Below are 26,353 nucleotides of genomic sequence, written 5' to 3' on the forward strand. Positions count from 1 at the left end.
ATCGACCACCGGGTTCCGGGGTCGACCGGGTTTCACTTGTCGCTCGACAGCACCGACATCACAGGGCCGTTAAAACCGGTGACGGATTCCGACTCGCAACAAGCCCTGAGTCTGTCCGCTCGACGGTGAAGGAATCAGCGTGATCTGCGCCTGAGTCGCCGAGCCCGCCGCTTTCAGCAGTTCGGCGGCAAAGTAAATATCCGTCCGCTTCGACAGGAAATAATTGGTGTAGAGATCGATTGCCCGATAGATTGGGCTCGCGGAGGTCGCCCCCACTTTGCCGTGCGTGTAGATGTACGCCGCACCTGCGAACAGAAAGGGTGTAATGAAATAACCGACGTTTGCCTCGTAGTTGTCAAACCGCACGTCACTGCCAAGGAAGCCTTTCTTGAATCGCGTCGTTGTGTACTCAAAGGCAACTGAAGCACTGCCGATCTTGTACGATGTACCTACCCCTGCGATGGATTCGCTCTCCGCGCTCTGCACGTACGGGGCGTAAATGATGTTTCGCGGCGCGGTGCTATCGAATGCGGCGGCGTACGGATTCTTGATGATCGTATAGGCGGCCGCTATATACAGCGGGAGGTTTATTCCCGTGTAGCTCAGTCCCACCGACGTCACGCTATTCGTGGAGAATTGTCCGGGCTGCCCACCAAAGCTATAGAGCGCACCGAATGTGAAGCCGCCGATTTTCGGACTGGCGTATTTGACCGAGTTGTTGATTCGTATGCTCCCGCCAGCGTTGTCAACGTCGCCGGCATGAGCGAAGTAGACCGCCCAGTTCAACCCGGCCGCGACGGTGGAGAGCATTTCGGCCACTTCCTCGTACTGACGACCAAGGGTGATCGTCCCATACGGACTTGAAATGCCAACGTACGCCTGCCGTCCAAACAGACGCCCATTGTTCGAGAGGTTTCCGCTAGACAGATCAAAGCCGTTTTCTAATGTGAAGACCGCTTTGTAACCGCCCCCCAGGTCTTCGGCACCGCGCAGTCCCCATCTGGACAACGATCCACCTCCGCTCTGAAGCAACCACGCGGAATGTCCGTTTTGATTGCTTGAGTAGGTCAAGCCTTCATCCAGCAGACCGTACAGTGTCACGGAACTTTGGGCGTACACCACCGCAGGCGTGATACAAAGCAGCGCCGCGGCCCAGGACAATCTCTTCATCTCCAGTCTCCCCTGCAATTTTGAATTCACTACCAACCGGTACATCAGAGGCGCTGAAAGAAGGATAGGTCTAAATTTTCCGGTCGTATAGTTTAATTTGGATAGGAGTATCCCCAGGTATATTTCGCCTGATGATGAAGAGAACGGGTGCGTGACACCACGAGAAGGGGATTGAATCTGGCAGTCCAACGGATCGGAAGCCGATGGTGGCGTTGTGTGGTAGCGACGTTACGAGGACGCCAACGCGTTGTTATCCCGCATCGGCTTGCACACAGGATCGTGCATTCGACCAACTTAAGCGTCACGCGGCCGTCCAACCCGGCACGCCGGCATCGGACAAAAGCGCCATCAGGTCAGGACGTTTGCTGACCTTCCTTGAGACCAGGTTTTTATCGTCAGGTCGATGCGCTTCTGGGCGAAGCAGAGTCCGCGACGAATTGTGCGACTCGCTGGGAAAACGCTTTCGTCGACGCGCATCTCAGGAACGCACGTTTTTCTTCTTCAAGCTGGCGCTCAAGGCCATCTTCGGCTGCCATTCCAACCAGCGATTTTGTTTCTCTAACCGCCGCCGCGGGTACATCCATGACTTTCCGCGCGAGCGCCAGGGTGGCGTCCTGCAAGGAAGCGGGTTCGGCAATACGCTGGACGAGTCCTAGCAGGCTAGCCTCGTCGGCACTCAACGAGTCCCGCGTCAGCATGATCTCCAATGCCCTCGCGGCCCCCAATCGACGCGCCAGATGAAAAGACAGACCACCGTCGCTGGATGTTCCTAGCTTGGCATAGCCGACGACGAAGCGGGCAGCGCTCGACGCCACCACCAGGTCGCACGCCATTGCCAGCGAAAAACCCGCACCTGCCGCCGCTCCCTGAACGCTAGCGATCACAGGTATTGGCAAGCGCCGCATCGCCATGATCGTGGTGTTCAGTGCGCTAATCAACGATTCGAGGGAGGAATCGGAACGCTGCAGCCCGTCAAGAATTTGACGAAGATCTCCGCCGGCTGAAAATATTCTGCCTCTGGCTTGAAGTATCACTGCGCGATACGTGGACGACGCCTCAATATCCTCGAAGGCGCCCAGCAGCTCATCGCAGAACGCCTTGTCGATCGAGTTCGCGCGTGTTTCGTTCACCATCGTAACGAAGGCGATGTCGTTATTTGACGTCAGCGTGATTTTGCTTTCCATGTGCCCTTGATCCGTGAATCAAATCTGTAAATCTGTAGTCGGACTCAGTTCTGTCGTGGGCCGGGCGGAACACCAGGAGCCGGCAACTTACGCATATTATACTTTACGAACAGTAAATTTAAAAGGAAAATGGACAGCATGGGACGGCGGATCGACTGGGCATGCGGCATGTGCGATGCAAATAGTGTGTTACTGTGCCGGCGCAAATCGACTGCGCTCAACGGGTTCAGCGGCGCTCAAGATCCGATGCGAGTGTGTGATACCTTTGTTGACGATCGCGGATCCTGCAACGCCTGCACGGTGTTGGTCTGTCGGAAGGCGAACGGCACTGGAGCACGGACGCAACTGAATAACGAAATTCCGAATCGAGAAACCAAATGGCGGACAGCACAGGTTCCAGGAGCGTTGGTAACAAAAGCAGACCAACCGAACTCAAACGCGCAGAGCAGCAGCGGTCGCAGGAAACCCGCTCCGCGATCCTGAACGCGGCACTTGCCGAATTCGCCTCGAAGGGCTTTGAGGCTGCGAGTATTCGTAGCATCGCGGATCGCATCGGATTGCAACATCCGCTTATCACATACCATTACCGATCCAAGGACGATCTCTGGCAGGCGGTAGCGGAGTATGTGTTCGAACGCATTCGCCATGAGTGGGATGCCTATCTGACCGATACGCCCCCTGCCATGGCGGCGGACCGCGTAAAACTTGTGTATCGGTCTTTGTTTCGCTTCACGGTTGATTTCCCCGAGTTTCATCGCTTCATGCTCCAGGAGTTCCTGGTGTACAGCCCTCGGTTACAGTGGCTCGCCGACACGGTGCTCAAGCCATTGATCAGCTGGATCATTCCGCAGATTCGCGAGGCGCAGGATGAACACACCTTGCCCCAAGTCGAACCGATCCTCCTGCACTATCTCATGATCAGCCTGACATCAACGCTTTCTGGATTCGGCCCGGAAATGCTCGCCACCAGCAATGTTTCTGCGTCCGATCCCAAGGTCGTTGAGGCGTATTGGCAGATGGTCGAGGCACTCGTCTTTAGCAAGCAACCGGAGACGCAACGTTCGGACACGGTCGAATCACGTTCGCGCAAGTCCGGCAATCGGACCCGCGTATCCGCACGCGCGAAGAACAGTTGAGATATCCCGCACTACTGCCGGGTTTCAGGGAAGATCGATCCGACTCGCTTTAAAGATGATGGTCTGGCAGACGCTAGCCGTCCACCGGCGATTCAAGCCTTTTCCTGATCACATCGATTCCCCTGGCCGAGCGCCTGGTGCGCTTTCGTATTACCGAAGTGCGGCGCAGTCGCGAGGCGTTGCCGTTTCGCTGGTCTGACGTCGCCTATGCGCCACGGTTCGCGACACCCGCCTGATTGCCTGCTGCATTGGCCGCCTCATTGCCGACTGCACCGCTCGAGTCGCGGTGGAAGAAGCTAAGGCTCGCCGCCGTGCACGAAGAACCCGCAGACGCCACCATCGACGAAGGCCATGCGCTCTTCTGCATGGGGCCACCGGTTGCCGAGGACGTTGCCGCGCCGGACGGACTGTCGCTCGAACGCTGAATGACGGGCCCGGCATCCTGGCGCAAAATCGGATTACGCACGCCTCCACGCGGGCGAGTTCTGTTTCCGACCGGCAAGGTCAGCAAGGTGAAGCGGGTGTCAGGCATTTTCACACCGAATGCCGGCTTTCCCACATACCGAAAACTGACGGCCGGTTATCCTGATTACTCGGGCGGGCGGCAGGAGAAAGCCATGTCGGTATATGTCGATGAAGGATTCAGGCCCTGTGTCACGGAATGCGCAACGGTCGCCTTCCGGGTCTGTTTTGACGAACGGGTGCAGATCTTCGAGGTCAGCGCCGAGGCACTGATGACCTATTGCGGAGCCGCCAGCAAGCGGCGCCGCGATTTGCTCATCGCGTTCGAAAACGCGCAACTGGAAATATTGAAGGTGGTGGTGTGTAAATGGCCGTTCAAACAGATCGAGCCCGTGCGGCTGGGGCTCGACGAATTCCGAATGGTCAGACATTAGGCATGCCAGAATCGCGTCCATGACCTGGATCGCCGCCCTGCCGATGTACAACGTGACGCCCACGCTCGCCACTGCGTGGCGCGAGTGGCTGGACGACGTCTTGCGCATGGTGAAGCCGGCGTGCCGCGTCGTCGAACCCGACGAGGAACTGCATGGCTTCTGGCGGCGCCCCAACGTACTGCTCTCGCAAACCTGCGGCTATCCCTTGATGCATGGTTTGAACGAACAGGTTCAGTTGATCGCCACGCCGCGCTTCGACGCGCCCGGCTGCAAAGGCGCGGAGTATTCGAGCGTACTGGTCACGCGGGCAGAGGCGCAGTTCGATTCGCTCGCGGCGTGCCGTGGCGCACGTGCCGCCTACAATCAGGACGATTCGAACAGCGGCATGAACGTGTTTCGCCATGCGGTGGCGCCGCTTGCGCGCGGCGGTGCGTTTTTCAGCGCGGTCCTGCGCACCGGTTCGCATCTTGGATCATTGCGAGCGGTGGTCGAAAATCGCGCGGACGTCGCCGCCATCGACTGCGTGACGTTCGCGTTTGTCTGCGATGAATTGCCGGAACTGGCACGGCAGGTTCGGCAAATCGGCGTGACGGCAGCCTCTCCGGGTTTGCCCTTGATTGCCTCCAACAACGTGCCGGCCGCGACAATCGAGACGCTGCGCGAGGCACTGAGCGAGGCGCACCTTGCACAGCCCGAGCGCGCCAAACGCCTGCGTTTGAAGGGCTTTTCCGCGTTGCCGCTCACGGACTACGAGCGGATCGAGCAACTCGAAAACGAGGCACGTGCCTCAGGCTACGCGCGCCTCGCTTAAGACTCGCGGTCAGCCCACATTCAGCACCAGAAGCTGTGCCCCATCGGCGACCTGATCGCCGACCGCATAGAGCACTTCCGACACCGTGCCTGCCGCCGGCGCGCCGATCGTGTGCTCCATCTTCATCGCTTCCATCACGATCAGCGGCGTGCCCTTCTCCACCACCGTGCCCGGTTCGACCAGCACCGCGATCACCTTGCCCGGCATCGGCGCGGTCAAGCGGCCTTCGCCACCTTCAGCATCCGCGGCATGCGCGAGCAGGTTCTGCCACTCGAACGCCAGCGCCTCGCCAAGGCAGAATACGTGGAACGTATCGACGTCGATGAACACGCGCCCCGTTACCCGCGCGTCGCCGATCGTCGCGCGGTATTCGTGCTCGCCCGTGCCAGCCGACCATGTGAAGTCCTCGCGCACGCCATCGCGTTCGAGGGTTTGTGTGGCGCCGTCGCGGGCAAACGTGACTTCGAAAGCCGCGTCGTTCTCGACATCGCGCCAGCCGAGCGTTTGTGTATAGCCGCTGTTAAGGCGCCAGTGAGACAGCGCATCCCACGGCGACGCGCCATGGGCGGTGCCGCCTTCGCGCGTCAGCAACGCGGCGCAGGCGAGCGCCAACGCCTCCTTGAAGGGCTTCTTCACGGGCGCGAACAGGGCATCGTGATGACGCTCGATCAAACCCGTATCCAGATCGCCGGTCGCGAACGGTTCGCTCGTGACGATGCGTTGCAGGAACTCGACGTTGGTATGCGGGCCGACCACTTCGCAGGCCCGCAGCGCACGACTCATACGCGCGAGCGCCTCTTCACGCGTCGCGCCGTGAACGATCAGCTTGGCGATCATCGGATCGTAGAACGGCGTGATGGTGTCGCCTTCGCGCACGCCGCTGTCGATGCGTACCGGCGCCTTGCGGCCGGGCTCGCCCAGGCCGGCCGCGCCGATGGAGAATTCGACGCCTTCCGGCATGCGCAAATGCTTGAGCGTGCCCGTCGACGGCAGGAAGCCGCGTGCAGGATGCTCGGCGTAGATACGCGCTTCGATCGCGTGGCCGTCGATTTTCAGCTGTTGCTGCGTGAGCGGCAGCGGTTCGTCCGCAGCGACGCGCAGTTGCCATTCCACCAGGTCCTGCCCCGTCACCATTTCCGTGACCGGATGCTCGACCTGCAGGCGCGTGTTCATCTCCATGAAGTAGAAATCGCCCGTGCCGGTCATGATGAACTCGACCGTGCCCGCACCGACGTAATTCACCGCACGCGCGGCGGCCACGGCCGCTTCGCCCATCTCGCGCTTGATGTCCTCGGACAAGCCCGGTGCCGGCGCTTCTTCCAGCACTTTCTGGTGACGCCGCTGCACCGAGCAGTCGCGGTCGAACAGATACACCGCGCCGCCATGACGGTCCGCGAACACCTGCACTTCCACGTGACGCGGCCGCGTCAGATACTTTTCGATCAGCACGCGATCGTTGCCGAAACTGCTGGCCGCTTCGCGTTTGCACGATGCCAGTGCCGCCGCGAAATCTTCCGTGCGCTCGACGACGCGCATGCCTTTGCCGCCGCCACCCGCGCTCGCCTTCAGCAAGACCGGATAACCGATGGCATCCGCTTCGCGGTGCAGTAACTGCGGATCCTGGTCGTCGCCGTGATAGCCCGGCACGAGCGGCACGGCGGCCGCATGCATCAGCGCCTTCGCGGCCGCCTTCGAACCCATCGCGGCGATCGCTTCGACCGGCGGTCCGATGAATACGATGCCGGCCGCTTCGCAGGCATGCGCGAAGTCTTCGTTTTCCGACAGGAAGCCGTAGCCCGGATGCACCGCCTGTGCGCCGGTTGCACGAGCGGCTTCGATAATGCGCTCGACGCGCAGATAGCTTTCCGCCGCGGTCGAGCCGCCGATATGCACCGCCTCGTCACAGGCGGCCACGTGTTTCGCGTTGGCGTCCGCATCGGAATACACGGCCACGCTCGCAATACCGAGCCGCTTGCAGGTCGCGGCGACACGGCACGCAATCTCGCCGCGGTTGGCAATCAGGATCTTGTTGAACATGAGGTATCTCGGTGATGGTCCCGTTCGGGGCTGTGTTGTTCTGGTGGAGGCCAGCATGCGCCTCGGGATAGGTGCCTTTGTGACGCTTCAACTGCGCCAGGAAGGTGTGCGCTTTTCGAGGAACGACGCGACGCCTTCACGGCCTTCCGCACCCGCTCGCGTACGCGCGATGCGCGCCGCCGTGTCCTCGATCATGACCTCGTTCAACTCGTGGCCAGCGATGTCCTGCACGAGTTGCTTGCAGGCACGCACCGCTTGCGGGCCGTTTGCGCACAGCGTCTCAGCGATCTGCTGCACGGTGGCGTCGAGTTGCTCCATGCCCACCGCTTCGCTGACGAGGCCGAGGCGGTACGCCGTCGCGCAATCGAACTGCTCGGCGGTCGCGAAGTAGCGGCGCGAGGCCTGCTCGCCCAACGCGCGGATCACGTACGGCGCGATGGTGGCCGGGATCAGGCCGAGACGCGCTTCCGAGAGGCAAAACCGCGCGCCCTCCACCGCGACGACGATATCGCACGCCGAGATCAAACCCATGCCGCCCGCGTACGCGTCGCCGTTCACGCGCGCGATCACCGGTTTGGCGCAGCGATAGATCGACGACAGCATGTTCGCGAGCAGCATTGCGTCGGCGCGGTTCTCGTCGTCCGAGTAGCCGGCCATCTTCTTCATCCAGTTCAGGTCGGCGCCTGCACAGAACGCCTTGCCGTTCGCGGCAAGCACCACCGCGCGCACGTCGTCGCGCGCGCTCAAGGCGATGAAGGCCGAGGTCACCTCGGCGATCATCGTTTCGTTGAACGCGTTGCGCACGTCCGGCCGGTTCAGCGTAACCGTGGCGATCTGACCGGTGAATGCGACATTCAGCGTTTCGTATTGCATCGTTGCAGCCCTCTTCCGTAGCGCTCTGTCACATTCTGAACACGCCGAAACGCGTGTCTTCGATCGGCGCATTCATCGTCGCCGAGAGGCCGAGACCGAGCACGTCGCGCGTTTGCGCCGGGTCGATCACACCGTCGTCCCATAGACGCGCGCTCGCGTAGTACGGGTGCCCCTGATGCTCGTATTGCTCGCGGATCGGCTGCTTGAACGCATCCTCTTCTTCGGCGCTCCACGAACCGCCTTTGCCTTCGATGCCGTCGCGTTTGACCGTGGCCAGCACCGACGCCGCCTGCTCGCCGCCCATCACCGAAATGCGCGCGTTCGGCCACATCCACAGGAAGCGCGGCGAATACGCGCGGCCGCACATGCCATAGTTGCCGGCCCCGAACGAACCGCCGATGATCACCGTGAACTTCGGCACCTTCGCCGTGGCCACGGCCGTCACCATCTTCGCGCCATTGCGGGCGATACCTTCGTTTTCGTACTTGCGGCCCACCATGAAACCCGTGATGTTCTGCAGGAACACGAGCGGAATCTTGCGCTGGCAGCACAGTTCGATGAAATGCGCGCCCTTGAGCGCCGACTCCGAAAACAGAATGCCGTTGTTCGCGATGATGCCGACCGGATGCCCCCAGATATGCGCGAAGCCGCACACGAGCGTGGTGCCGTAACGGGCCTTGAATTCGTCGAACGCGGAATCGTCGACAATACGCGCGATCACCTCGCGGATATCGAACGGCTTGCGCGTATCGACGGGAATCACGCCGTACATGCTCTTCACGTCATAGCGCGGCGGCTTCGGCTCCTGCAATGCCACCGGCACCTGCTTCGAGCGATTCAGATTGCCGACGATGCTGCGCGCAATGCCCAACGCATGCGCGTCGTTCTGCGCGAGATGATCGACCACGCCCGACAGACGCGTATGCACGTCGCCGCCGCCGAGGTCTTCCGCGCTCACCACTTCACCGGTTGCGGCTTTGACGAGCGGCGGTCCGCCGAGAAAAATCGTCCCCTGATTCTTGACGATGATCGATTCATCGCTCATGGCCGGCACATAGGCGCCGCCCGCCGTGCACGAGCCCATCACGACGGCGATTTGCGGAATGCCGGCCGCGGACAGATTCGCCTGATTGAAGAAGATGCGGCCGAAGTGATCGCGATCGGGGAACACGTCGTCCTGATTCGGCAGATTCGCACCGCCCGAGTCGACCAGATAGACGCACGGCAAATGGTTTTCGGCGGCGATTTCCTGCGCCCGCACGTGCTTTTTCACGGTGACGGGATAGTAAGTGCCACCTTTGACCGTCGCATCATTGCAGACGATCACGCACTCCTGCCCTGCGATGCGGCCAATGCCGGTGATGACGCCTGCGCCGGGTGCATCGTTGTGGTACATGCCATAGGCCGCGAGTTGCGAGAACTCGAGAAATGGCGTGCCCGGATCGAGGAGTTTCTCGATACGATCGCGCGGCAGCAATTTGCCGCGGCCCGTGTGTTTGTCGCGCGCCGCTTTCCCGCCGCCCAGCGCGAGTTTCTCGATCTTCGCGCGAAGATCGGCGACTAGCGCTTCGAGCGCCGCCGCGTTGGTGCGGAAGTCGTCCGAGCGCGGATTCAGCTTTGATTCGATGATCGGCATTGCGTGGCTTCTCCGGTTCGCCGCTTTTTGTCGGCCTGCAGTGACGCACTGCATTGGGTTGTGCGCAGTTGCGCGCCTTATGCTGCAGTGGTCCGCAGTGATCTGTCAGGCAGCACACTGCGCACTGCTGTGGCTCAAGCCGTCTCGGCGAACAGTTCGCGGCCAATCAGCATGCGACGGATTTCGCTCGTGCCCGCGCCGATTTCATAGAGCTTGGCATCGCGCCACAGACGGCCGACCGGATACTCGTTGATATAGCCATTGCCGCCGAGAATCTGGATCGCCTCGCCGGCCATCCACGTCGCTTTTTCAGCGGTGTACAGAATCACGCCCGCGCAGTCCTTACGCACCTGGCGCACGTGTTCCTTGCCGAGCGTGTCGAGTTGCCGGCCCACTGCGTAGAGGTACGCGCGGCACGCTTGCAGCGTGGTGTACAGATCGGCGACCTTGCCTTGAATCAGCTGGAATTCGCCGATCGGCTGGCCGAACTGCTTGCGGTCGTGGATATACGGCACGACTGCGTCCATGACCGCGACCATGATGCCGGTCGGGCCGCCGGCGAGCACGGCGCGTTCGTAATCGAGGCCGCTCATCAGCACCTTCACGCCGCCGTTCAGCTGGCCGAGAATATTTTCTTCCGGCACTTCCACATTCTCGAACACCAGTTCACCGGTATGGGAGCCGCGCATGCCGAGCTTGTCGAGCTTTTGCGCGACCGAGAAACCTTTCATGCCCTTCTCGACGATAAACGCGGTAATGCCCCGCGAATTCGCTTCGAGATCGGTCTTTGCATAGACGACGAGCGTGTCGCAATCCGGGCCATTGGTGATCCACATTTTCGTGCCGTTCAGCACATAGTGATCGCCCTTCTTGTCCGCGCGCAGTTTCATACTGACGACGTCCGAGCCCGCGTTCGGTTCGCTCATGGCGAGCGCGCCAATGTGCTCACCGGAAACCAGCTTGGGCAGATACTTTTCCTTTTGCGCAGCCGTGCCGTTGCGATGAATCTGGTTGACGCACAGATTCGAGTGCGCGCCGTACGAGAGACCGACCGATGCCGACGCGCGCGAGATTTCTTCCATCGCGACCATGTGCGCCGTGTAGCCCATATTCGCGCCGCCGTATTCCTCCGAAACGGTCATGCCGAGCACGCCCAGGTCGCCGAATTTGCGCCACAGGTCCATGGGAAACTGATCCGACCGATCGATTTCCGCGGCACGCGGGGCGATTTCTTTGGCAGCGAATCCTGCGATGCTGTCACGCAGCATTTCGATTTCTTCGCCGAGCGGGAATTGCAAACCGGGCAGGTTGCTCATTGCTGTGTCTCCAGAGTTTGTTGGCGGGCCGAGGCCTGAGTGGCCACCAGCTCGTCTGAGTGCGGCTCAGCGGACGGCGACGGCCTTGTGGGCCGCCTTCACCATCCCGCACGAGGCGCGAAACGTTCAAGGCGCATTCTCACGCCAGATTTACGTAAGCGTCAATAGGTATTTTTGAGTGTCACTCAGAAACCATTCGGCGTAGCTCAGACGCTGCCATACCGTGATAGGATCGCTGTCATCGGGGTTGTGGACCCCACAAAACTGAACTGAACTCATATGACGGTTGTCTTGAAGGCTGAGTTACCTGCCTCGCGCCGCCAGCCGGCCGGGCGCAAGTCGCAGCAGCGCGTGAAGGAGATCTTGCAGGCGGGCCGCGACGTATTCTCCGAGAAGGGTTACGAGCGCGCGACGACGGCGGAGATTGCGCAGCGCCTGGGCATTTCCGAGGCGACCGTATTCAGTTATTTCCGCGGCAAGCGCGAGTTATGCGCGCGGGTGATCGGCGACTGGTATGACGAAATCATTGAAGCGATCGAATCCGGGTTGCCGCGCGATGGCAATGTGCGGCAGCAATTTGCTTTTATTGTGCGCACGCATTTGCGGTTGATGCTGGTCAATGGCACGGACCTGTGTGCTTTGGTGTTGTCTGAAGGGCGGGCTCGGCATCATGAGTTGAGTGAGGCTTTGACCGAATTGCAGCGGCAGTACACGGCGCCCTTGATGCGGGTGTTGGCGCAGGGTCAGGAAACCGGGCAGATTCGGGCTGATATGCCATTGAGGCTGCTGCGCTCGATGGTGTTCGGGCCGATGGAACATGTGTTGTGGGACGCCACGCTGGCGAACCGCCATATCGACATCGACGCTACCGCGGATCAGTTGATCGATGTTCTGTGGGCGGCTCTGACGCCGCCCGATGTGTCGGTGAGGGCTCTGCAGCAGTTCAGGGCCGAGGTGGCCGAGGCGAACCGGCGGTTTGAGGAGGCGGCTCGGGCGCCTCGCGGTGGATAGTGATTTTTTGGTTTTTTTGCCTGCATGGCGCTTTGGGCCTGTCATAAATTTTGTCTGTATGCCCGCAGGGTTGGGCCTTCCTTGATTTCGAAGACAACCAAACCATCCAAATACGCTAATCTACCTCTCCCGGCGAAGCCACAACAAAAAGAGGCACAAATGCCATCCCCGAAAACCGGCAAAATCCGAATCGGCATAGGCGGATGGACCTATGCCCCTTGGCGAGGCACCTTCTACCCACCAGACCTCACGCAAAATCGCGAACTCCAACACGCGAGCCAACACCTCACATCGATAGAAATCAACGGCACCTTCTACGGCTTGCAAAAACCAGCAAGCTACGAAAAGTGGTATCAGGAAACCCCGGAAGATTTCGTCTTCTCGCTAAAAGCCCCCCGCTACGCAACAAACAGAAAAATCCTGGCAGACGCCAATGAAACCATCGAACGCTTCTTCGCCAGCGGCGTGCTACTGCTAAAACAAAAGCTAGGCCCGATCAACTGGCAATTCGCCACCACCAAAAAATTCGACCCCGAAGACTTCGAAGCCTTTCTGAAACTGCTGCCCGCCAGCATAGAAGGCCAAAAACTAAGACACGCAATCGAAGTCCGCAACGACACCTTCAAAACCCCCGAATTCATCGCGCTAGCCAGAAAGTACAAAGTCGCCATCGTGCTGGCAGCCGACGGCGAATACCCGCAAATCGCCGACATTACCGCGCCATTCGTCTACGCCCGCATCATGGGTACAAGCGACAAGGAAGCCAAAGGCTATTCGACCGAAGCCCTAGACGCCTGGGTCGAACGCGCCCGCCAACTCGCCGCGGGCACGACGCCGGACGACCTGGAAACCTCGGCCGCGGCCCCCGCAAAAACCACGGCGCGCGACGTCTACCTCTATGTCATCAGCGGCTTCAAGGAACGCAATCCGGCAGCCGCCATGGCACTGATCAAGCGCCTCGAATAACGATCATCCGGCCCGCACGCGCGAGTGTCATAATCCCGGCAGCTAACCCATGCACCGACGCACCAACACTCACACATTCAGGCCGTGAGGCCCCCTCAACATCCAAGGTCCGGGAGAATATTTTGAGTGCCATCGACAATCCTTTGCACGATCAGGAAGTTGGCTCGGCCGACGCCACCCAGGACACCACGCGCATCGACGACGTTCGTATCGGCGCCGTACGTCCGCTGATTTCCCCTGCCCTGCTGCAGGACGAATTGACTGTGCCGCCTTCGGTGCAGACGCTCGTCGAGAAAACCCGCGCGGAAATCGCCGACATTCTGCACGGCCGTGACGACCGGCTCGTGATGATCGTCGGCCCGTGTTCGATTCACGACCACGACCAGGCAATCGAATACGCCCATAAGCTCAAGGTCGCGGCGCAGACCTACAAGGACGATCTGCTGATCATCATGCGGGTCTACTTCGAAAAACCGCGCACAACGGTAGGCTGGAAAGGCTATATCAACGACCCGCGCCTCGACGGCAGCTTCCGCATCAATGAAGGTCTGCGTCTCGCACGGCAACTGCTGCTCGACATCAACGGCCTCGGCCTGCCCACGGCCACCGAATTTCTCGACTTGCTCAGTCCGCAATACATCGCGGATCTGATCGCGTGGGGAGCGATCGGCGCGCGCACGACGGAGAGCCAGAGTCACCGGCAGCTTGCATCGGGATTGAGCTGCCCGATCGGTTTCAAGAACGGCACGGACGGCGGTGTGCAAATCGCCGCGGACGCAATCGTCGCGGCGCGCGCGAGTCACGCGTTCATGGGTATGACAAAGATGGGGATGGCGGCGATCTTCGAGACGCGTGGCAATGACGACGCCCACGTCATCTTGCGCGGCGGCAAGAAAGGGCCGAATTACGACAGCGCATCCGTAGAAGCAACCTGCGCGGCGCTCAAATCGGCAGGCCTGCGCGAGCAGGTCATGATCGACTGTTCGCATGCGAACTCAGGCAAATCGCATTTGCGTCAACTGGAGGTGGTGCAGGATCTGGCGCAGCAACTTGCGCAGCGCGAGCACCGCATCATCGGCGTCATGCTCGAAAGCCATCTGGAAGAAGGCCGTCAGGATCTGAAAGCCGGTGCGCCGCTGCGTTACGGCGTCTCGATTACGGACGCCTGCGTAAGCTGGGCGCAAACCGAACCGGCACTCGATACTCTCGCCGAAGCGACCCGAAAACGGCGCGCGGGCTGAACTCGCCGGCGCGGCCTGCACGATCTCGCGCATCCAATGACCGTCGCCAACCGTCACCAACGGCCGGACCGCGAGCGTGCATGAGGCAAAACTGAAGCAAAACTGAAGCAAACAACACCGTCATAAGCACCCCACGCGCCGCACCAACCAGCGATTCGACACCATCACCGGGGTTGGGCAGCGCGTGATTCCTCACGCCCGATGCATCGGGCGCCGCGCGCTACAGCCACGCGCGTGGATGCTCCAGCGCGAGGCGCGTTGCATTACGACGCGTTGACGGCTTCCTTGAATGCCTTGCCGGCGGTGAACTTCACCGTCTTGGCTGCGGCGATCTGGATCTCGGCACCGGTCGACGGATTGCGGCCCACGCGTGCTGCGCGCGCGCCGGTCGAGAAAGAACCGAAACCGACCAGTTGCACCGTATCACCACCCACCACGGCTTTGGTCACCGCTTCGACGATAGCGTCGATGGTTTGGCCGGTGGCCGCTTTGCTTTCGCCCGTCGCTGCGGCGACTGCATCAATCAGTTCCTGTTTGTTCATAGCACTTCCCGTATGGTAATCATGGAACCGGCGCCACATCTGTTGCGCCGGGACCGACACACTAACGCATAGGCGCGTATTCGCGCAAACCTTGGATGTAAGCCTTGTATCGCCCGCCCAGCGGCAATTTGACGTTTTTTTGTCCCAAAGTGCCATAAGAATCGCGCGCTTACGCATTTCTCCCGCTTTAGGGCTGCCCTTGGCTTATCACAATCCGTTGCAATTTCAGTGATTTAGCGGTGAAAAACCAGCTGCAGTCAGGCTTTTTTCTTATCTTAGGGCGGATCGCAAAGATTCGGCATTCAGCCCCGCACCGTGTTCAGCAATTAAAAATCCGGGAAAAGTAAAACAACGAAAATTCTCCCAAATGCAACATGCGCGATGCCCTCCGCATGGTCTTGCGCCACCGCCGCGGCCTGCGATATTGACTGTGCGACGTTGGTCGGCACCGCAAAGCGGGACGCGCCTTTGCGTCGCCGGTCGGCAAATCTCGTGCAAGCTGGCGCGGCACAAATGACTCGCGGCCGAGTCACTCGCCGGGCGTATTTACCGTTCGCTCACCGCGCATGCTTTATTTCCACTGAAAGCGCCCTCAAGGTCCCTCCGGAGCGGCCGATATACAAATTTGCGACTGCGCTGCAAATGTTACAAGGACGGGAATGGATCGGTTAGCCAGATTGAGAGAAGCGCTATCGGTCGCGGAAGGCGACCCTGAACTCGTGCGCTCGCAACTCCAGGCATTCGGCTACCAGATACCGCTGCTTTATTTCATCCTGATCGTCAACACGATGGCTGTGGCTGTCACGCATCTGGAATTGGCGCCGGCATGGTTGTCCCTATATTTCCCCGGGGCGCTCTGCACGCTGTGCGTCATCCGTTGCGCGCGCTGGTGGCGCGTCCGGCGCCGGCCTCTGACGCACGAACAGGCCGTGCCCGAACTGCGCAAGCTGATCTGGCTCGCGGGCCTCTTCGCCGTCGCCTTCAGCACCTGGTCGCTACTACTGTTTCCCTACGGCACGGCCTACGAGCAGGCACAAGTCGCGTTTTACATGGCGACGACGTTGGTCGGTTGCGTGTTCTGCCTCATGCATCTGCGCGCGGCTGCCCTGCTTCTGCTTTCGATCGTCGTCCTGAGCTTTTCGACATTTCTGGTTTCCACGCGCTCTCCTGTCTTCATCGCGATGGCGATCGACATGACGCTGGTCGGCGTCGCACTCGCCTTCATCATTGAACTGTATTACCGGACGTTCACCGGCGTTGTGCATGCGCAGCGCGAATTGCAGGCAAGCCAGCAGAATACGCAAAGACTCAGCGACGACAACTTCCGGCTCGCGAGCATCGACAGCCTGACCGACCTGCCCAACCGGCGCAGCTTCTTCGCCTCGCTGCACGCGCTATCGGAACACGCGCCCGGAACCGGTGGCGGCTTCAATGTCGGGCTGATCGATCTCGACGGCTTCAAACAGGTCAACGATATCTATGGACATGCAAGCGGCGATCTCGTGCTGCAGGAAGTCGGCGTGCGGCTGCTGGCGCTCGCCGAGCCTGGCATCTTCTTCGCGCGCCTGGGCGGCGACGAATTCGGCGTGCTGGCCCAGCACAAACTGGAAAACGAGACGCTCGTCGAGTTGGGTGAGCGCATCTGCGAAGCACTCAGCCAGCCGTACCGGGTGGCCGGCAATGTCGCCGAACTGACAGGAACGATCGGCTGGGCAACGTTTCCGGAAGCAGGCACGACGGTCCAGCAAGTTTTCGAACGTGCCGACGCGGCCTTGTATGTCGGCAAGGAAGGCTGCCGCGGCACGCCTGTGATCTTCTCGAGAGAACATGAGACGCGGATCCGGCGCTCGAGTCTCGTCGCCCAGGAACTCCGCCATGCGGACCTGGAGTCCGAACTGTTCCTCGAGTTTCAGCCGATTTACGATGTGCTCACGCAACGCACCATCGGCATGGAAGCGCTCGGTCGATGGCACAATGCGCGGCTAGGCGCGGTCAGACCGGAGGAATTCATCCGGATTGCCGAGCGTACCGAACTGATTCTGCGCGTCACTGAAGTGCTGCTGCGCAAAGCGCTTGAGGAAGCATCGCGCTGGCCGTCCGACCTCTATCTGTCGTTCAATCTCTCCGCTATCGATATCTCGACTTCGCCGCGCGCTCGCCGCCTGGTCGATATCGTGCTGGGCAGCGGCGTGCCCGCGCATCACGTCAACTTCGAGATCACGGAAACCGCGGTCACGCGCGATTTCGAGCAGGCCCACTGCTCGCTCACGATGATCAAGCAAGCCGGCTGCCGTGTTTCGCTCGACGATTTCGGCACCGGTTATTCGAGCCTCAGCTATGTGCATCGCCTGCCCTTCGATACGATCAAGATCGATCGCAGCTTCATGAGCGACGTGGATTCCAACAGCGCGTCGAAGAAGATCGTCAAGTCGGTGCTCGATCTGTGCCGGAACCTCGGACTCGAGTGTGTCGTGGAAGGACTCGAGACGTCGTCGCAAGCGGAGGTTGTCAAAGCGCTGGGCGCGCGTGCGGTGCAAGGCTATCTGTTCGGCAAGCCGATGCGGGCGAACGCCGTCACTGACTATCTACAAGCGTCGCTCGCATAGGGCTATGCGGCGAGAGCCTGGCCGCGCACTGCCGCACCTCCTCTCAATCCGCGGCATCCGGCCCGGTCGGCAGGATCATCTGGTGGGGAACGTGAAAGCCTCTCATACGCGCAACGGCGTAAGACAGCAGCGCGGGTGCGTTCCGCCCACTTGAATCTTTGCAGGCATTCAGCCCGCCTCGCAGCGCCCTTTTGCCAACTTGTGCTTAAATCCGAACGTTGTGCTGCTGTGTTCGTGCCGGCCGGCTGAACGAGCAGTGCGGTCTCCCGCTGTCCGGCAGGAACCGACCATGTATGACGTGTTCGCAACGCACGCCGACTGGGCACGGACTGGGCACCGACGGTTTCAAATCCTTCATTGCATCAAAAGGAGCGTGGTTGTGTGGCATTTTCCGGTTGCGATTCCACCCTCGCTGGGCGTCTGGGCCGTATTCATGAGCGTGCTCGTCACGCAACTCGGCCTGCCGGTTCCAGCGGCGCCGATGCTGATCCTTGGTGGAACCATGGCCGCTATGGGACAGACCTCTTACGCCAGCATCATTGGCGCCGCCGTCTGCGCAACGCTGATAGCGGACTCGCTGTGGTTTTTCACCGGACGGGCGTACGGCCGGCGCTTGCTGAATCATCTGGTGCGCTTCTCGCTCTCGCTCGACACCACCGCGCGCGTCGCACGCAATACCTATGAACGCTACGGCGCGCCGATTCTCACCATCGCGAAGTTCCTGCCCGGCCTCGGTCTGATTTCGGCGCCGCTGCTCGGCACCACGCCAATCAAAGTCGGCGTGTTTCTGCTGTGGGATTTTGTCGGCGCGGCGCTGTGGGCCAGCGTATGGGTGATCGGCGGTGCGGCGCTTGACGATCAGATCGTGCAGCTCGTTCTGCTCGTGCGCCATAACGGCGGCACGATTTTCGACGCGTTCGCGGCGATCTTCGTTGCCGCACTCCTCTATCGCTGGGTGCGCCGCTGGCAATTTCGCCGCTGGCTCGCGCATGTACGCATCTCGCCGGAGCAGCTCGATGAACTGATGAAATCCAATGAGCCGCCGCTGATCCTCGATGCGCGGCCGCGCAGCATACGCGCGCAAGAATCACACCGGATTGCCGGCGCCCAGTTGCTGGATCTCGATTCGCCGGAGCCCCTGCAGCCCGAGTTACTGAAGCGGCGGATTGTCGTTTACTGCGTCTGTCCTAACGAAGCGACGGCCAAGCAGATCGTCACGCAGTTGCATCGGAAGAATATCCATCACGTCCGCGCGCTCAAGGGCGGCCTCGACGCGTGGGAAAAACGCGGATATCCGGTCGAGCCGTTGCCGTCCGACTTCGAGACGGCGATGGCCCATATGGCGGAAGACGAGGGCCACGAGGGCGAGTACACCGTGCGGGCGCGATTGGCGAAGTGATGATGGGAAGCGCGGGCGCTTGAACCCGCGCCATGCTCAACGCGGTCGGTCAATATTCCGATTCATCCATTGAAGTATTGCGCGAGGCGGTCGATCTTTCGCATCCGGCCGCGGTCCGCGCCGTTGCGGGTCTGGTGGACGCGGGTCTCGTCGAAAAGAAATCCGGCACGGATAAACGTTCCGTCGCGCTTGCTTTGACCGCTTCCGGCAAGCGCAAAGCCAAACGCCTGCAAACGGCGCGCGAGCGACATGCTGATGTTGCAACTGGCGATCATGAGCGGCGCGCTCGTTGCCTATACGCTCGGCTTACGCGAAGGCCGGCGTCAACCCGATCGATCGTCGTCAATGGGCTGACGCCTCAAGTGAGACGGTTGCGTTTCAAGCCGATTGAACAAGCCTGCCTGGAGCGGTTTGCATTCAACCAGCCGCGCGTGCATGAGAGCGCCAGAATCGTCGAGGCGCGAGCCTACCCCATCAACATACGAATTCGCTTTTTTGCGATAGAAGTCCTCTATATATTCGGGCGTTGAAAGATGGACGCTGATACTGGATGACTTTTATGGGGCTCGCGGTGATATCTGATCCGTGCCCGGTCAGCATCCGATAAACCTTTGTTTATTGGCCGGACGGTGAATGGCAACCCAACTGAAGACGATTTCCCGACATCGCAGCATCCGTTATGGCAACGGAGGCGCACTTTCACGGTGCGTGAGCGGTTTGGCCGTTGGTGCATTGCTGACCCTGTCGGCTTGCGCGGGAACCGGACTGCCCGATGACCCATTCGCCGGAGAGGGCGCGGCGATGGCGATGGTGCCGATCAATCATACGGACCGTTACGCCGTTAAGGAAGGTCTGCAAAAGTCCTGGCATTGCGTTGCTGCTGAGCTATCCTGGAAGCAGAGCCAATTAGGTGGGGAGCAGTGTAATGACGCAACTTGGTCTTGGTCTGGATCTGTCAACGAAGCGCACGCGCAAGCGGGAATTTCTCGATGAGATGCGACGCGTTGTGCCCTGGTTGAAGCTGATTGCGCTGATCGAGCCGCACTATCCCACGGGCAAAACCGGTCGGCCGCCGTTCCCGATTGCGACGATGCTGCAGATTCATTTCATGCAGCAATGGTTCGGTCTGTCAGACCCTGCCATGGAAGAGGCACTCTATGACGTGCCGCTGTATCGCGAGTTCGCGGGTCTCGACGGCGGGATGGTCCGCTTGCCGGATGAAAGCACGATTCTCCGGTTCCGCCATCTGCTGGAAACGCACGGTCTGGCGGTGCAAATGCTGGCGCTGGTCAATGAAATCCTGACGGAGAAAGGCCTGATGCTTAAGGCTGGGTCGGCAGTCGACGCCACCCTGATCGCCGCGCCCAGTTCGACAAAGAATGGCTCCGGCACGCGCGATCCTGAAATGCAATCAACGCAGAAAGGTGGCAACTGGTACTTCGGGATGAAAATGCATATCGGCGTGGACGCCGATTCGGGCCTGGTCCATACGGTCATTGGAACGGCGGCCAATGTTCACGACATTACCGTAGCCCAGACGTTGCTGCATGGTGAAGAAACGGATGTGTACGCGGACGCCGGATATCAGGGTATCGAAAAGCGTTGTGAGCCTGAGGCGGTGCGTTGGCATGTTGCAATGCGACCGGCAAAGCGCAGGAAACTGGATCTGAGTGATTCGTTGGACGCGATATACGATCAGATCGAACGCCTGAAGGCGGGTATTCGGGCCAAGGTCGAACACCCGTTTCGCATCCTCAAGCGGCAGTTCGGTTACATGAAGACGCGCTATCGTGGTTTGCCGAAGAACATCGCCCAGATCACCACGCTGTTTGCTTTGGGCAATTTATGGATGGCTCGCAGAGCTTTGCGCAAAGCTTGAAACACCGGGCCGATGAAGGCCATATGTCTGGTTGGAGCGCTCCGGAGCGCGGAAAACCCCTCGCAATCAGCTCACCAACAAAGATCTGAACGCCGAGGTTGCGCTCGATGTGAAAGGTAACGCTTCAAAGCTAGTTGTGCAGAGCTTCCTTAACATCTTTATCGACAAGTACTGGGCGGGAGATGCAACGAGGCAATCAGGAGGAGGCAAGGCTGCCTGCTGCTACCCGGGTCTTGAGGATTGGAGTCAACCCGTTACGGTCACGTGGACGTGGGGCTGGGAAGAAGATCCGAAGACAAAAGCAGTTCTGAAACCAGACGAACAGCGCACGGTGGTCGCCCGTTTCCCGGCAAGCGGCCCGCACAGCGATCGCGATCCGATGAAGGACGACGCCTACGTCTGCGTGATTCTGCGTGACCTCGACAAGGCAGAACTTGCGTTTTCGCCTACTGCTTCAGGCTGCGCCGATCAGTAACTCTCAAATCAAAAGCGTTTAAGGGGAAACAGATGACTGTTCGCCAAGCCGGCGCACCAATTGCCGACCAGGAATTCAAGCTGGCCGCCCGTCAGGGCGGAGACAAGCTCATTGGTGAGCTCTTTCGCCCGGATAACAAAGACGGCCCGCACTCTTTCAAAGACGCCAAATGCCGCCTGTATCCCAAGCTCAGCTTCTTCTTCGACGGCACCAACAATAATCTGGACCGGGACACCCCGCTTAACCGTCTGTCGAACGTCGCCAAACTCTTCAGGGCTGCGATCGATGACCGGAAGAAACGAGGGATATCCGCTCGCTACATCCCAGGCGTTGGCACACCGTTCAAGATTCGTAAGATCATGGGCTACACCGACGCACTCGGGGATGATCAGGGCGGCATGCTAGGACTCGGGTTGGGCGCCGGTGGCGACATGCGCATCAAGTTTGCGCTCGCCGAGTTTTCCCAAATCCTCGAACGCGAATGGAGTCCACCTTCATGGAAATACATGCAGTTCATCAGCCTCGCCATCTTCGGCTTCTCGCGTGGAGCTACTGAGGCGCGTGCCTTCGTGCGAAAACTGATTGAAACCCGGTGCGAGCGCACCGATGGTGGCTTGAGGTGGAAAGCGCCGGATGGCGAGCGCGTGCCGCTGCGTATCAGGTTCATGGGGCTGTTCGATACGGTCGCGTCGGTCGGCGGACCCGCACTGCATCTCGATTGGGGTGCGGAACTGGCGATCCCGCCCGAAGTGGAGCGGTGCGTGCATTACGTCGCCGCACACGAGGTAAGACAGGCGTTTCCACTCGACTCCGTGCGGGTAGACCGCGCCTATCCCGCCAACTGCGAGGAAGTCGTCTACCCCGGCGTGCATTCGGACGTGGGCGGCGGCTACGCGCCCGACGAGCAGGGCCGCAGCAACCGGCTGTCGCGCATCCCGCTGCGCCATATGCTTGCCGAGGCGCTGCGTGCTGGCGTACCGCTGCAACTGCCGGAGCAGATGGATACAAAACTACGCGCAGATTATGAGCTAGGTGACGACGATCCGGTGGTGAGCCTGTATCGCGGCTACATGGCGGCCCTGCCTGCTGCGAGCGGCAGCGACGTGGAATCACTGATCCAGGCCCATCGCCGTCTGAACTTTCAGTGGCGCAGCATGATAGCCCGGCAGTCCACCGACACGCGCGTACTCGGGCAGCTCTATGGCAAGGTCAGTCGGACAGCCTGCGCGAGCGTGCCACCCGCCACCGATAGCGATCATCCCGCCTGCTCGCCCAACAGGTGGGTCTATGACGTCCCGCCCCGTCCTGAAGAACAGGCGCGGCAACTGCTTGCCGAGCAGCGCCGCCTCGTGCAGCGGGTCGCGTTTCTGCGCAACCCCGTCGATCCGCGCGCCGGCAGCCGCGACTGGCCGCCACCGGCACCGCGTCCACGAAGCGCCTATGAAGAACAGATTCTTGCTGCGTGGGATGAGCAAAACGCAGTGCCATCCGCGGTGGACGGATTGCTGGCGGAATACGTGCATGATTCAGTGGCGCACTTCACGTCGTGGCCGTGCGCGTTGTACGACCCGCGCGGCATTCATTGCGACCAATCCAGCTACCAGGCCAACAATCGCGGCATCCGCCAACCTGGCAATGCCGCTGCGGCCTAGCTGCGTTGCCCGGTGAGCGGGCGTGTCGTCGATAACGTGGCAGAGAACCCGTGCGACCGCTATCGAGGCCAGCGGGCAAGCGCAATCCGTATCAACATGTGCCGGATGCGCCGCGCCGCTGGTTGCCGCTATTACGAACAAAAACACGCGTCGAATGCAAGCACGGCTGCTTTCAAATGCAAGCCGCTACACCTGGCGTTCAGCCACTTTCCGCTGCCGCCAAAGACACAACAGATCGCACGCAATATGCGCGGCCGCAATCGCCGTGATCTCGCTCTGGTCATACGCGGGCGCCACTTCCACCACATCCGCGCCCACCAGATTCAACGCACCGAGCCCACGCACAATGGCCAGCCCCTGTGCCGACGACAAACCGCCCGCCACCGGCGTACCCGTGCCGGGCGCGAACGCCGGATCGAGACAGTCGATATCGAAGGTCAGATACGCGGGCCGCTTGCCGACAATCGACGTGATCCGCTCCACCGCGGCTCGTGCGCCATGTTCGTGGACCCACGCGGCGTCGAGGATATTGATCCCCATAAAATCGTCGTTCCACGTGCGAATGCCGACCTGCACCGAGGTCTTCGGGTCGATCAACCCGTCTTTCACTGCCTTGTAGAACATCGAGCCGTGATTCAGGCTGTCCGGGCTGTCGTCGGCCCAGGTATCGCAGTGGGCGTCGAAATGGATCAGCGAGAGCGGCTTGCCATACTTCTCCGCATGCGCAATCAGCAGCGGATACGTAATGTAGTGATCGCCGCCGAGCGTCAGCATCTTCGCGTCCGAGCGCAGGATCGTGCGCGCATGATCGACGATCGACTCCTTGATCGTCATGGGATTGTGCGCGTCGAACCAGCAATCGCCGTAATCGGTCACGGCAAGATCGTCGAACGGATTGAAGCCCCACGGATACGGGTGCAACTCCGACAACTGCACGCTCGCCGCGCGCACCGCCGCGGGGCCGAGACGCGCGCCTGAGCGGAACGTGGTAGCCAGATCGAGCGGCACGCCGGAGACCACGACGTCGACGCCGTCGAGTTCGCGGGTGTATTTGCGGCGCATGAACGACAACACACCCGCATAGGTGTTTTCGATCGACGAGCCATAAAGCGACGAACGACGGATCGCGCCGTCGCCATAAACGAGTTCAGTCATAGATGACCTGATACCTGATAAACATGCCGGAGCCGCACGCGGGGCTTCCTGGTGATGCGTACGGCGTCCGGCTTCGGATTCATTGGGAACGCGACGGCGCCCTGCTGCGCGCCGCCGCGCTGGCTTGCGAATCCTTTAGCGCAGCCGAACGAGCGTGGACTTCAGCTCGGTGTACTTCTCCAGCGCGTGCAACGACTTGTCACGGCCGTTGCCCGATTGCTTGTAACCGCCGAACGGGAAATTCATGTCCCCGCCTTCGTCGTAGCAATTGACCCATACCGTACCGGCACGCAGCTTGCGCGACACCTCATGCGCGGTGGTCAGGTTCGAGGTCCACACGGCAGCGGCGAGACCGTATTCGCTGTCGTTAGCGATCCTGATCGCTTCCTCAACCGTGTCGAAAGTAATCACCGACAACACCGGCCCAAAGATCTCCTCACGCGCAACCTTCGCCCCGGAAGCCGGGATATCGAAGATGGTAGGTTCGATATAAAAACCACCGGTCTCCTGCTTGACGCGCGATCCACCCAGCAACAGCTTCGCTTCGGCGCGGCCCGCTTCGACATAACCGAGCACGCGTTCGAGTTGCACGTTGTCGACGATCGCGCCCATCGAGGTTTGCGGATCCAGCGGGTTGCCCGGCGTATAGCTGCGCGCGGCGGCGATCAGCTTGTCGAGGAACACGTCCTTGATATCGCGATGCACGAGCAGGCGCGAACCGGCGGTGCACATTTCGCCCATGTTGTAGAAGATCGCGCCGGCCGCCGCATTGGCCGCGCGGTCGAGGTCGGGGCAATCGGGCATCACGATGTTCGGCGACTTGCCGCCGAGTTCGAGCCAGACGCGCTTCAGGTTCGACTGGCCGGCGTATTGCATGATCAGCTTGCCGACGTTGGTCGAGCCCGTGAAGGCGAGACAGTCCACGTCCTGATGCAGCGCCAGCAGCTTGCCCGGTTCGCCTGCTCCCGGCACCACGTTGAACACGCCGGCGGGGATGCCCGCATCCAGCGCGAGCTGAGCGAGGCGAATCGCTGTAAGCGGCGACTTCTCCGAAGGCTTCAACACGACACTGTTACCCGCGGCGAGCGCTGGGCCGAACTTCCACGACGCCATCAGGATCGGGAAATTCCACGGCACCACCGCGGCGACCACACCGATCGGCTCGCGCGTCACGAGGCCCACCAGATGATGATCGGCCGGCGCGACTTCGCCGCCGACCTTGTCGATCGCTTCAGCGAACCACTCGACGCAATAGGCCGCGCCCGGCACGTCCACCGAGGTGGTGTCGGCGATCGGCTTGCCTGCGTCCAGCGTTTCGAGCAGCGCGAGTTCGTCCCTATGCTCGCGGATCGACGCGGCCCAGCGCAGGAGAATCGCCTTGCGCTTGCGTGGATTGAGGCCGGACCACACGCCGGAATCGAACGCGCGGCGTGCGGCTGCCACGGCGGCGTCGACATCCGCCGCACCGCTGTCGGCCACCTTGGCAAGCAGCTTGCCGTCGATCGGGCTCAGGCAGTCGAAGGTGCGGCCGCCTGCGGCGTCACGGTACTCGCCGTCGATAAACGCACGGCCTTCGATCGAAAGCGTAGCGGCTTTGTCTTGCCAGAAAGCGAGAGATTTCTTGTCCATCAGGATGCCTCAATGTTATGCGCTCGACGCACGCCGGCTCCGATTTCGAGCTGCCTGGAACTGCGTCGCGGCGCGTTGGCGCGGAGTCGTTAGAACGTGGGCGGCGAATTGGCCGACACGATCTCGCAGAGATGCTCCGCGCTGGGATTGCGAAAACGATGCGGTAGACGGCTTTCGAAGTAATAGCTGTCACCAGGGTCGAGCAGCCACGTGACGCCATCCACCGTCAGTTCGATCTGACCGCGAACCACCACCCCGCCCTCGTGCCCCTCGTGCGCCAGCATTTCCGGCCCCGTATCCGACAGAGGCTGATAGACCTCGCGCAGAATGCCCATGTTGCGGTCTTTCACACTGGAGCCCGCGAGATAGAACTCGATCGACTCATTGCCGAGATTCGGCATGTCGGCGCGGCGCGACACGACACAGCGCTCCACTTCGACCTCAAAGGTGAAGAACTCGGCAAGACTCATCGGTATGCATTCGAGCAGCTTCTTCAGTGACCCAACCGACGGACTCACGCGGTTCTGCTCAATCAGCGAGATCGTGCCGTTGGTCACCCCTGCCCGTTTGGCCAGTTCACGCTGGGACAGGCCATTCTTCTTACGGATGTACTGCAGGCGGGTCGCTACTTCTATGGACATCGCTAGGTTCTCTGACATGGGAGACGATCGAGGCGCGTGAGCTCGGGCAACCTGCACCCGCGAGTGTTGAATATTCTAATCACTTTAATCGTCGCGCC

23 protein-coding genes are annotated in these 26,353 nt (G+C 60.8%); 13 read left to right on the forward strand and 10 right to left on the reverse strand.

What is annotated here, in order from left to right; all coding sequences use genetic code 11:
* Nucleotides 1-69 precede the first annotated feature (69 nt).
* Both AYM40_RS28750 and AYM40_RS28755 read right to left on the reverse strand, forming a co-directional pair.
* Nucleotides 70-1,170: a porin gene (locus tag AYM40_RS28750; RefSeq protein ID WP_063499489.1), complete on the reverse strand. Its 1,101-nt coding sequence runs from the start codon at nt 1,168-1,170 to the stop codon at nt 70-72.
* Between the two features lie 395 nt (nt 1,171-1,565).
* On the reverse strand, nt 1,566-2,354 hold the full coding sequence (locus AYM40_RS28755; protein WP_063499490.1) for an enoyl-CoA hydratase/isomerase family protein: 789 nt from the start codon (nt 2,352-2,354) through the stop codon (nt 1,566-1,568).
* 377 nt (nt 2,355-2,731) lie between these two features.
* Here AYM40_RS28755 and AYM40_RS28760 point away from each other — a divergent pair, with 377 nt between their 5' ends.
* The 3 genes from AYM40_RS28760 to AYM40_RS28770 all read left to right on the forward strand — a co-directional run bounded on the left by AYM40_RS28760 (nt 2,732) and on the right by AYM40_RS28770 (nt 5,197).
* On the forward strand, nt 2,732-3,490 hold the full coding sequence (locus tag AYM40_RS28760; protein ID WP_063499491.1) for a TetR/AcrR family transcriptional regulator: 759 nt from the start codon (nt 2,732-2,734) through the stop codon (nt 3,488-3,490).
* 617 nt (nt 3,491-4,107) lie between these two features.
* Nucleotides 4,108-4,386 carry a hypothetical protein gene (locus tag AYM40_RS28765; RefSeq protein ID WP_063500775.1) on the forward strand — a complete coding sequence of 93 codons (279 nt, stop codon included), beginning with the start codon at nt 4,108-4,110 and terminating at the stop codon, nt 4,384-4,386.
* Nucleotides 4,387-4,405: 19 nt separating this feature from the next.
* Nucleotides 4,406-5,197: a phosphate/phosphite/phosphonate ABC transporter substrate-binding protein gene (locus AYM40_RS28770; RefSeq protein WP_063499492.1), complete on the forward strand. Its 792-nt coding sequence runs from the start codon at nt 4,406-4,408 to the stop codon at nt 5,195-5,197.
* A 9-nt stretch (nt 5,198-5,206) separates the two neighbouring features.
* On the opposite strand, the gene AYM40_RS28775 is transcribed toward AYM40_RS28770, so the two are convergent.
* The 4 genes from AYM40_RS28775 to AYM40_RS28790 all read right to left on the reverse strand — a co-directional run bounded on the left by AYM40_RS28775 (nt 5,207) and on the right by AYM40_RS28790 (nt 11,059).
* A complete protein-coding gene (locus tag AYM40_RS28775; RefSeq protein ID WP_063499493.1) occupies nt 5,207-7,234 on the reverse strand; it encodes an acetyl/propionyl/methylcrotonyl-CoA carboxylase subunit alpha in 2,028 nt (675 codons plus the stop codon).
* Nucleotides 7,235-7,321: 87 nt separating this feature from the next.
* Nucleotides 7,322-8,107, reverse strand: a complete 786-nt coding sequence (locus tag AYM40_RS28780; RefSeq protein ID WP_063499494.1) for an enoyl-CoA hydratase/isomerase family protein — start codon at nt 8,105-8,107, stop codon at nt 7,322-7,324.
* A gap of 28 nt (nt 8,108-8,135) precedes the next feature.
* Nucleotides 8,136-9,743, reverse strand: coding sequence for a carboxyl transferase domain-containing protein (locus AYM40_RS28785; protein WP_063499495.1), 1,608 nt, complete (start codon nt 9,741-9,743; stop codon nt 8,136-8,138).
* Between the two features lie 134 nt (nt 9,744-9,877).
* Nucleotides 9,878-11,059 (reverse strand): isovaleryl-CoA dehydrogenase, encoded by a 1,182-nt coding sequence (locus tag AYM40_RS28790; protein WP_063499496.1) that lies wholly within the window; start codon nt 11,057-11,059, stop codon nt 9,878-9,880.
* Between the two features lie 279 nt (nt 11,060-11,338).
* On the opposite strand from AYM40_RS28790, the gene AYM40_RS28795 reads away from it, so the two are divergent.
* The 3 genes from AYM40_RS28795 to AYM40_RS28805 all read left to right on the forward strand — a co-directional run bounded on the left by AYM40_RS28795 (nt 11,339) and on the right by AYM40_RS28805 (nt 14,277).
* Nucleotides 11,339-12,070 (forward strand): TetR/AcrR family transcriptional regulator, encoded by a 732-nt coding sequence (locus AYM40_RS28795; RefSeq protein ID WP_063499497.1) that lies wholly within the window; start codon nt 11,339-11,341, stop codon nt 12,068-12,070.
* Between the two features lie 159 nt (nt 12,071-12,229).
* Entirely contained in the window at nt 12,230-13,036 is an 807-nt protein-coding gene (locus tag AYM40_RS28800) for a DUF72 domain-containing protein (RefSeq protein ID WP_148662322.1), read from the forward strand.
* A gap of 122 nt (nt 13,037-13,158) precedes the next feature.
* A complete protein-coding gene (locus AYM40_RS28805; RefSeq protein WP_063499498.1) occupies nt 13,159-14,277 on the forward strand; it encodes a 3-deoxy-7-phosphoheptulonate synthase in 1,119 nt (372 codons plus the stop codon).
* 263 nt (nt 14,278-14,540) lie between these two features.
* Here the strand turns inward: AYM40_RS28805 and AYM40_RS28810 are convergent, their stop codons facing one another.
* Nucleotides 14,541-14,819, reverse strand: coding sequence for an HU family DNA-binding protein (locus AYM40_RS28810; RefSeq protein ID WP_006049832.1), 279 nt, complete (start codon nt 14,817-14,819; stop codon nt 14,541-14,543).
* Nucleotides 14,820-15,478: 659 nt separating this feature from the next.
* Here AYM40_RS28810 and AYM40_RS28815 point away from each other — a divergent pair.
* The 7 genes from AYM40_RS28815 to AYM40_RS28840 all read left to right on the forward strand — a co-directional run bounded on the left by AYM40_RS28815 (nt 15,479) and on the right by AYM40_RS28840 (nt 22,830).
* Entirely contained in the window at nt 15,479-17,425 is a 1,947-nt protein-coding gene (locus AYM40_RS28815; protein WP_063499499.1) for a putative bifunctional diguanylate cyclase/phosphodiesterase, read from the forward strand.
* Nucleotides 17,426-17,804: 379 nt separating this feature from the next.
* The gene (locus AYM40_RS28820; protein WP_063500777.1) at nt 17,805-18,824 is read left to right on the forward strand and encodes a VTT domain-containing protein; all 1,020 of its coding nucleotides are present in this window, start codon (nt 17,805-17,807) and stop codon (nt 18,822-18,824) included.
* Between the two features lie 32 nt (nt 18,825-18,856).
* Nucleotides 18,857-19,354, forward strand: coding sequence for a MarR family transcriptional regulator (locus tag AYM40_RS42810; RefSeq protein WP_236720976.1), 498 nt, complete (start codon nt 18,857-18,859; stop codon nt 19,352-19,354).
* A 103-nt stretch (nt 19,355-19,457) separates the two neighbouring features.
* Nucleotides 19,458-19,817 (forward strand): hypothetical protein, encoded by a 360-nt coding sequence (locus AYM40_RS40735; protein ID WP_148662323.1) that lies wholly within the window; start codon nt 19,458-19,460, stop codon nt 19,815-19,817.
* Nucleotides 19,750-20,703, forward strand: coding sequence for an IS5 family transposase (locus AYM40_RS28830; protein ID WP_063494433.1), 954 nt, complete (start codon nt 19,750-19,752; stop codon nt 20,701-20,703). Before AYM40_RS40735 ends, AYM40_RS28830 begins: the two co-directional genes overlap by 68 nt.
* A gap of 31 nt (nt 20,704-20,734) precedes the next feature.
* Nucleotides 20,735-21,178, forward strand: a complete 444-nt coding sequence (locus AYM40_RS28835; protein ID WP_063499501.1) for a DUF3304 domain-containing protein — start codon at nt 20,735-20,737, stop codon at nt 21,176-21,178.
* A 32-nt stretch (nt 21,179-21,210) separates the two neighbouring features.
* Complete coding sequence (locus tag AYM40_RS28840) at nt 21,211-22,830, forward strand: T6SS phospholipase effector Tle1-like catalytic domain-containing protein (protein ID WP_063499502.1); 1,620 nt, start codon at nt 21,211-21,213, stop codon at nt 22,828-22,830.
* A gap of 186 nt (nt 22,831-23,016) precedes the next feature.
* On the opposite strand, the gene speB is transcribed toward AYM40_RS28840, so the two are convergent.
* From speB to AYM40_RS28855, 3 genes are all read right to left on the reverse strand, one after another.
* Nucleotides 23,017-23,985 (reverse strand): agmatinase, encoded by a 969-nt coding sequence (gene speB / locus AYM40_RS28845; RefSeq protein ID WP_063499503.1) that lies wholly within the window; start codon nt 23,983-23,985, stop codon nt 23,017-23,019.
* Nucleotides 23,986-24,120: 135 nt separating this feature from the next.
* Nucleotides 24,121-25,614 carry an aldehyde dehydrogenase gene (locus AYM40_RS28850; RefSeq protein ID WP_063499504.1) on the reverse strand — a complete coding sequence of 498 codons (1,494 nt, stop codon included), beginning with the start codon at nt 25,612-25,614 and terminating at the stop codon, nt 24,121-24,123.
* Between the two features lie 89 nt (nt 25,615-25,703).
* Complete coding sequence (locus tag AYM40_RS28855) at nt 25,704-26,255, reverse strand: cupin domain-containing protein (protein ID WP_063499505.1); 552 nt, start codon at nt 26,253-26,255, stop codon at nt 25,704-25,706.
* Nucleotides 26,256-26,353: the final 98 nt, after the last annotated feature.

This window comes from Paraburkholderia phytofirmans OLGA172 (genome assembly GCF_001634365.1).
GTDB lineage: Bacteria > Pseudomonadota > Gammaproteobacteria > Burkholderiales > Burkholderiaceae > Paraburkholderia.

Coding starts and splice junctions, on each gene's coding strand:
- AYM40_RS28790 (WP_063499496.1), bottom strand. CDS start 11,059: ATGAGCAACCTGCCCGGTTTGCAATTCCCGCTCGGCGAAGAAATCGAA.
- AYM40_RS40735 (WP_148662323.1), top strand. CDS start 19,458: ATGGCAACCCAACTGAAGACGATTTCCCGACATCGCAGCATCCGTTAT.
- AYM40_RS28830 (WP_063494433.1), top strand. CDS start 19,750: ATGACGCAACTTGGTCTTGGTCTGGATCTGTCAACGAAGCGCACGCGC.
- AYM40_RS28750 (WP_063499489.1), bottom strand. CDS start 1,170: ATGAAGAGATTGTCCTGGGCCGCGGCGCTGCTTTGTATCACGCCTGCG.
- AYM40_RS28775 (WP_063499493.1), bottom strand. CDS start 7,234: ATGTTCAACAAGATCCTGATTGCCAACCGCGGCGAGATTGCGTGCCGT.
- AYM40_RS28800 (WP_148662322.1), top strand. CDS start 12,230: ATGCCATCCCCGAAAACCGGCAAAATCCGAATCGGCATAGGCGGATGG.
- AYM40_RS28850 (WP_063499504.1), bottom strand. CDS start 25,614: ATGGACAAGAAATCTCTCGCTTTCTGGCAAGACAAAGCCGCTACGCTT.
- AYM40_RS28780 (WP_063499494.1), bottom strand. CDS start 8,107: ATGCAATACGAAACGCTGAATGTCGCATTCACCGGTCAGATCGCCACG.
- AYM40_RS28755 (WP_063499490.1), bottom strand. CDS start 2,354: ATGGAAAGCAAAATCACGCTGACGTCAAATAACGACATCGCCTTCGTT.
- AYM40_RS28760 (WP_063499491.1), top strand. CDS start 2,732: ATGGCGGACAGCACAGGTTCCAGGAGCGTTGGTAACAAAAGCAGACCA.
- AYM40_RS28855 (WP_063499505.1), bottom strand. CDS start 26,255: ATGTCCATAGAAGTAGCGACCCGCCTGCAGTACATCCGTAAGAAGAAT.
- AYM40_RS28815 (WP_063499499.1), top strand. CDS start 15,479: ATGGATCGGTTAGCCAGATTGAGAGAAGCGCTATCGGTCGCGGAAGGC.
- AYM40_RS28770 (WP_063499492.1), top strand. CDS start 4,406: ATGACCTGGATCGCCGCCCTGCCGATGTACAACGTGACGCCCACGCTC.
- AYM40_RS28785 (WP_063499495.1), bottom strand. CDS start 9,743: ATGCCGATCATCGAATCAAAGCTGAATCCGCGCTCGGACGACTTCCGC.
- AYM40_RS28810 (WP_006049832.1), bottom strand. CDS start 14,819: ATGAACAAACAGGAACTGATTGATGCAGTCGCCGCAGCGACGGGCGAA.
- AYM40_RS28765 (WP_063500775.1), top strand. CDS start 4,108: ATGTCGGTATATGTCGATGAAGGATTCAGGCCCTGTGTCACGGAATGC.
- speB (WP_063499503.1), bottom strand. CDS start 23,985: ATGACTGAACTCGTTTATGGCGACGGCGCGATCCGTCGTTCGTCGCTT.
- AYM40_RS28795 (WP_063499497.1), top strand. CDS start 11,339: ATGACGGTTGTCTTGAAGGCTGAGTTACCTGCCTCGCGCCGCCAGCCG.
- AYM40_RS42810 (WP_236720976.1), top strand. CDS start 18,857: ATGCTCAACGCGGTCGGTCAATATTCCGATTCATCCATTGAAGTATTG.
- AYM40_RS28840 (WP_063499502.1), top strand. CDS start 21,211: ATGACTGTTCGCCAAGCCGGCGCACCAATTGCCGACCAGGAATTCAAG.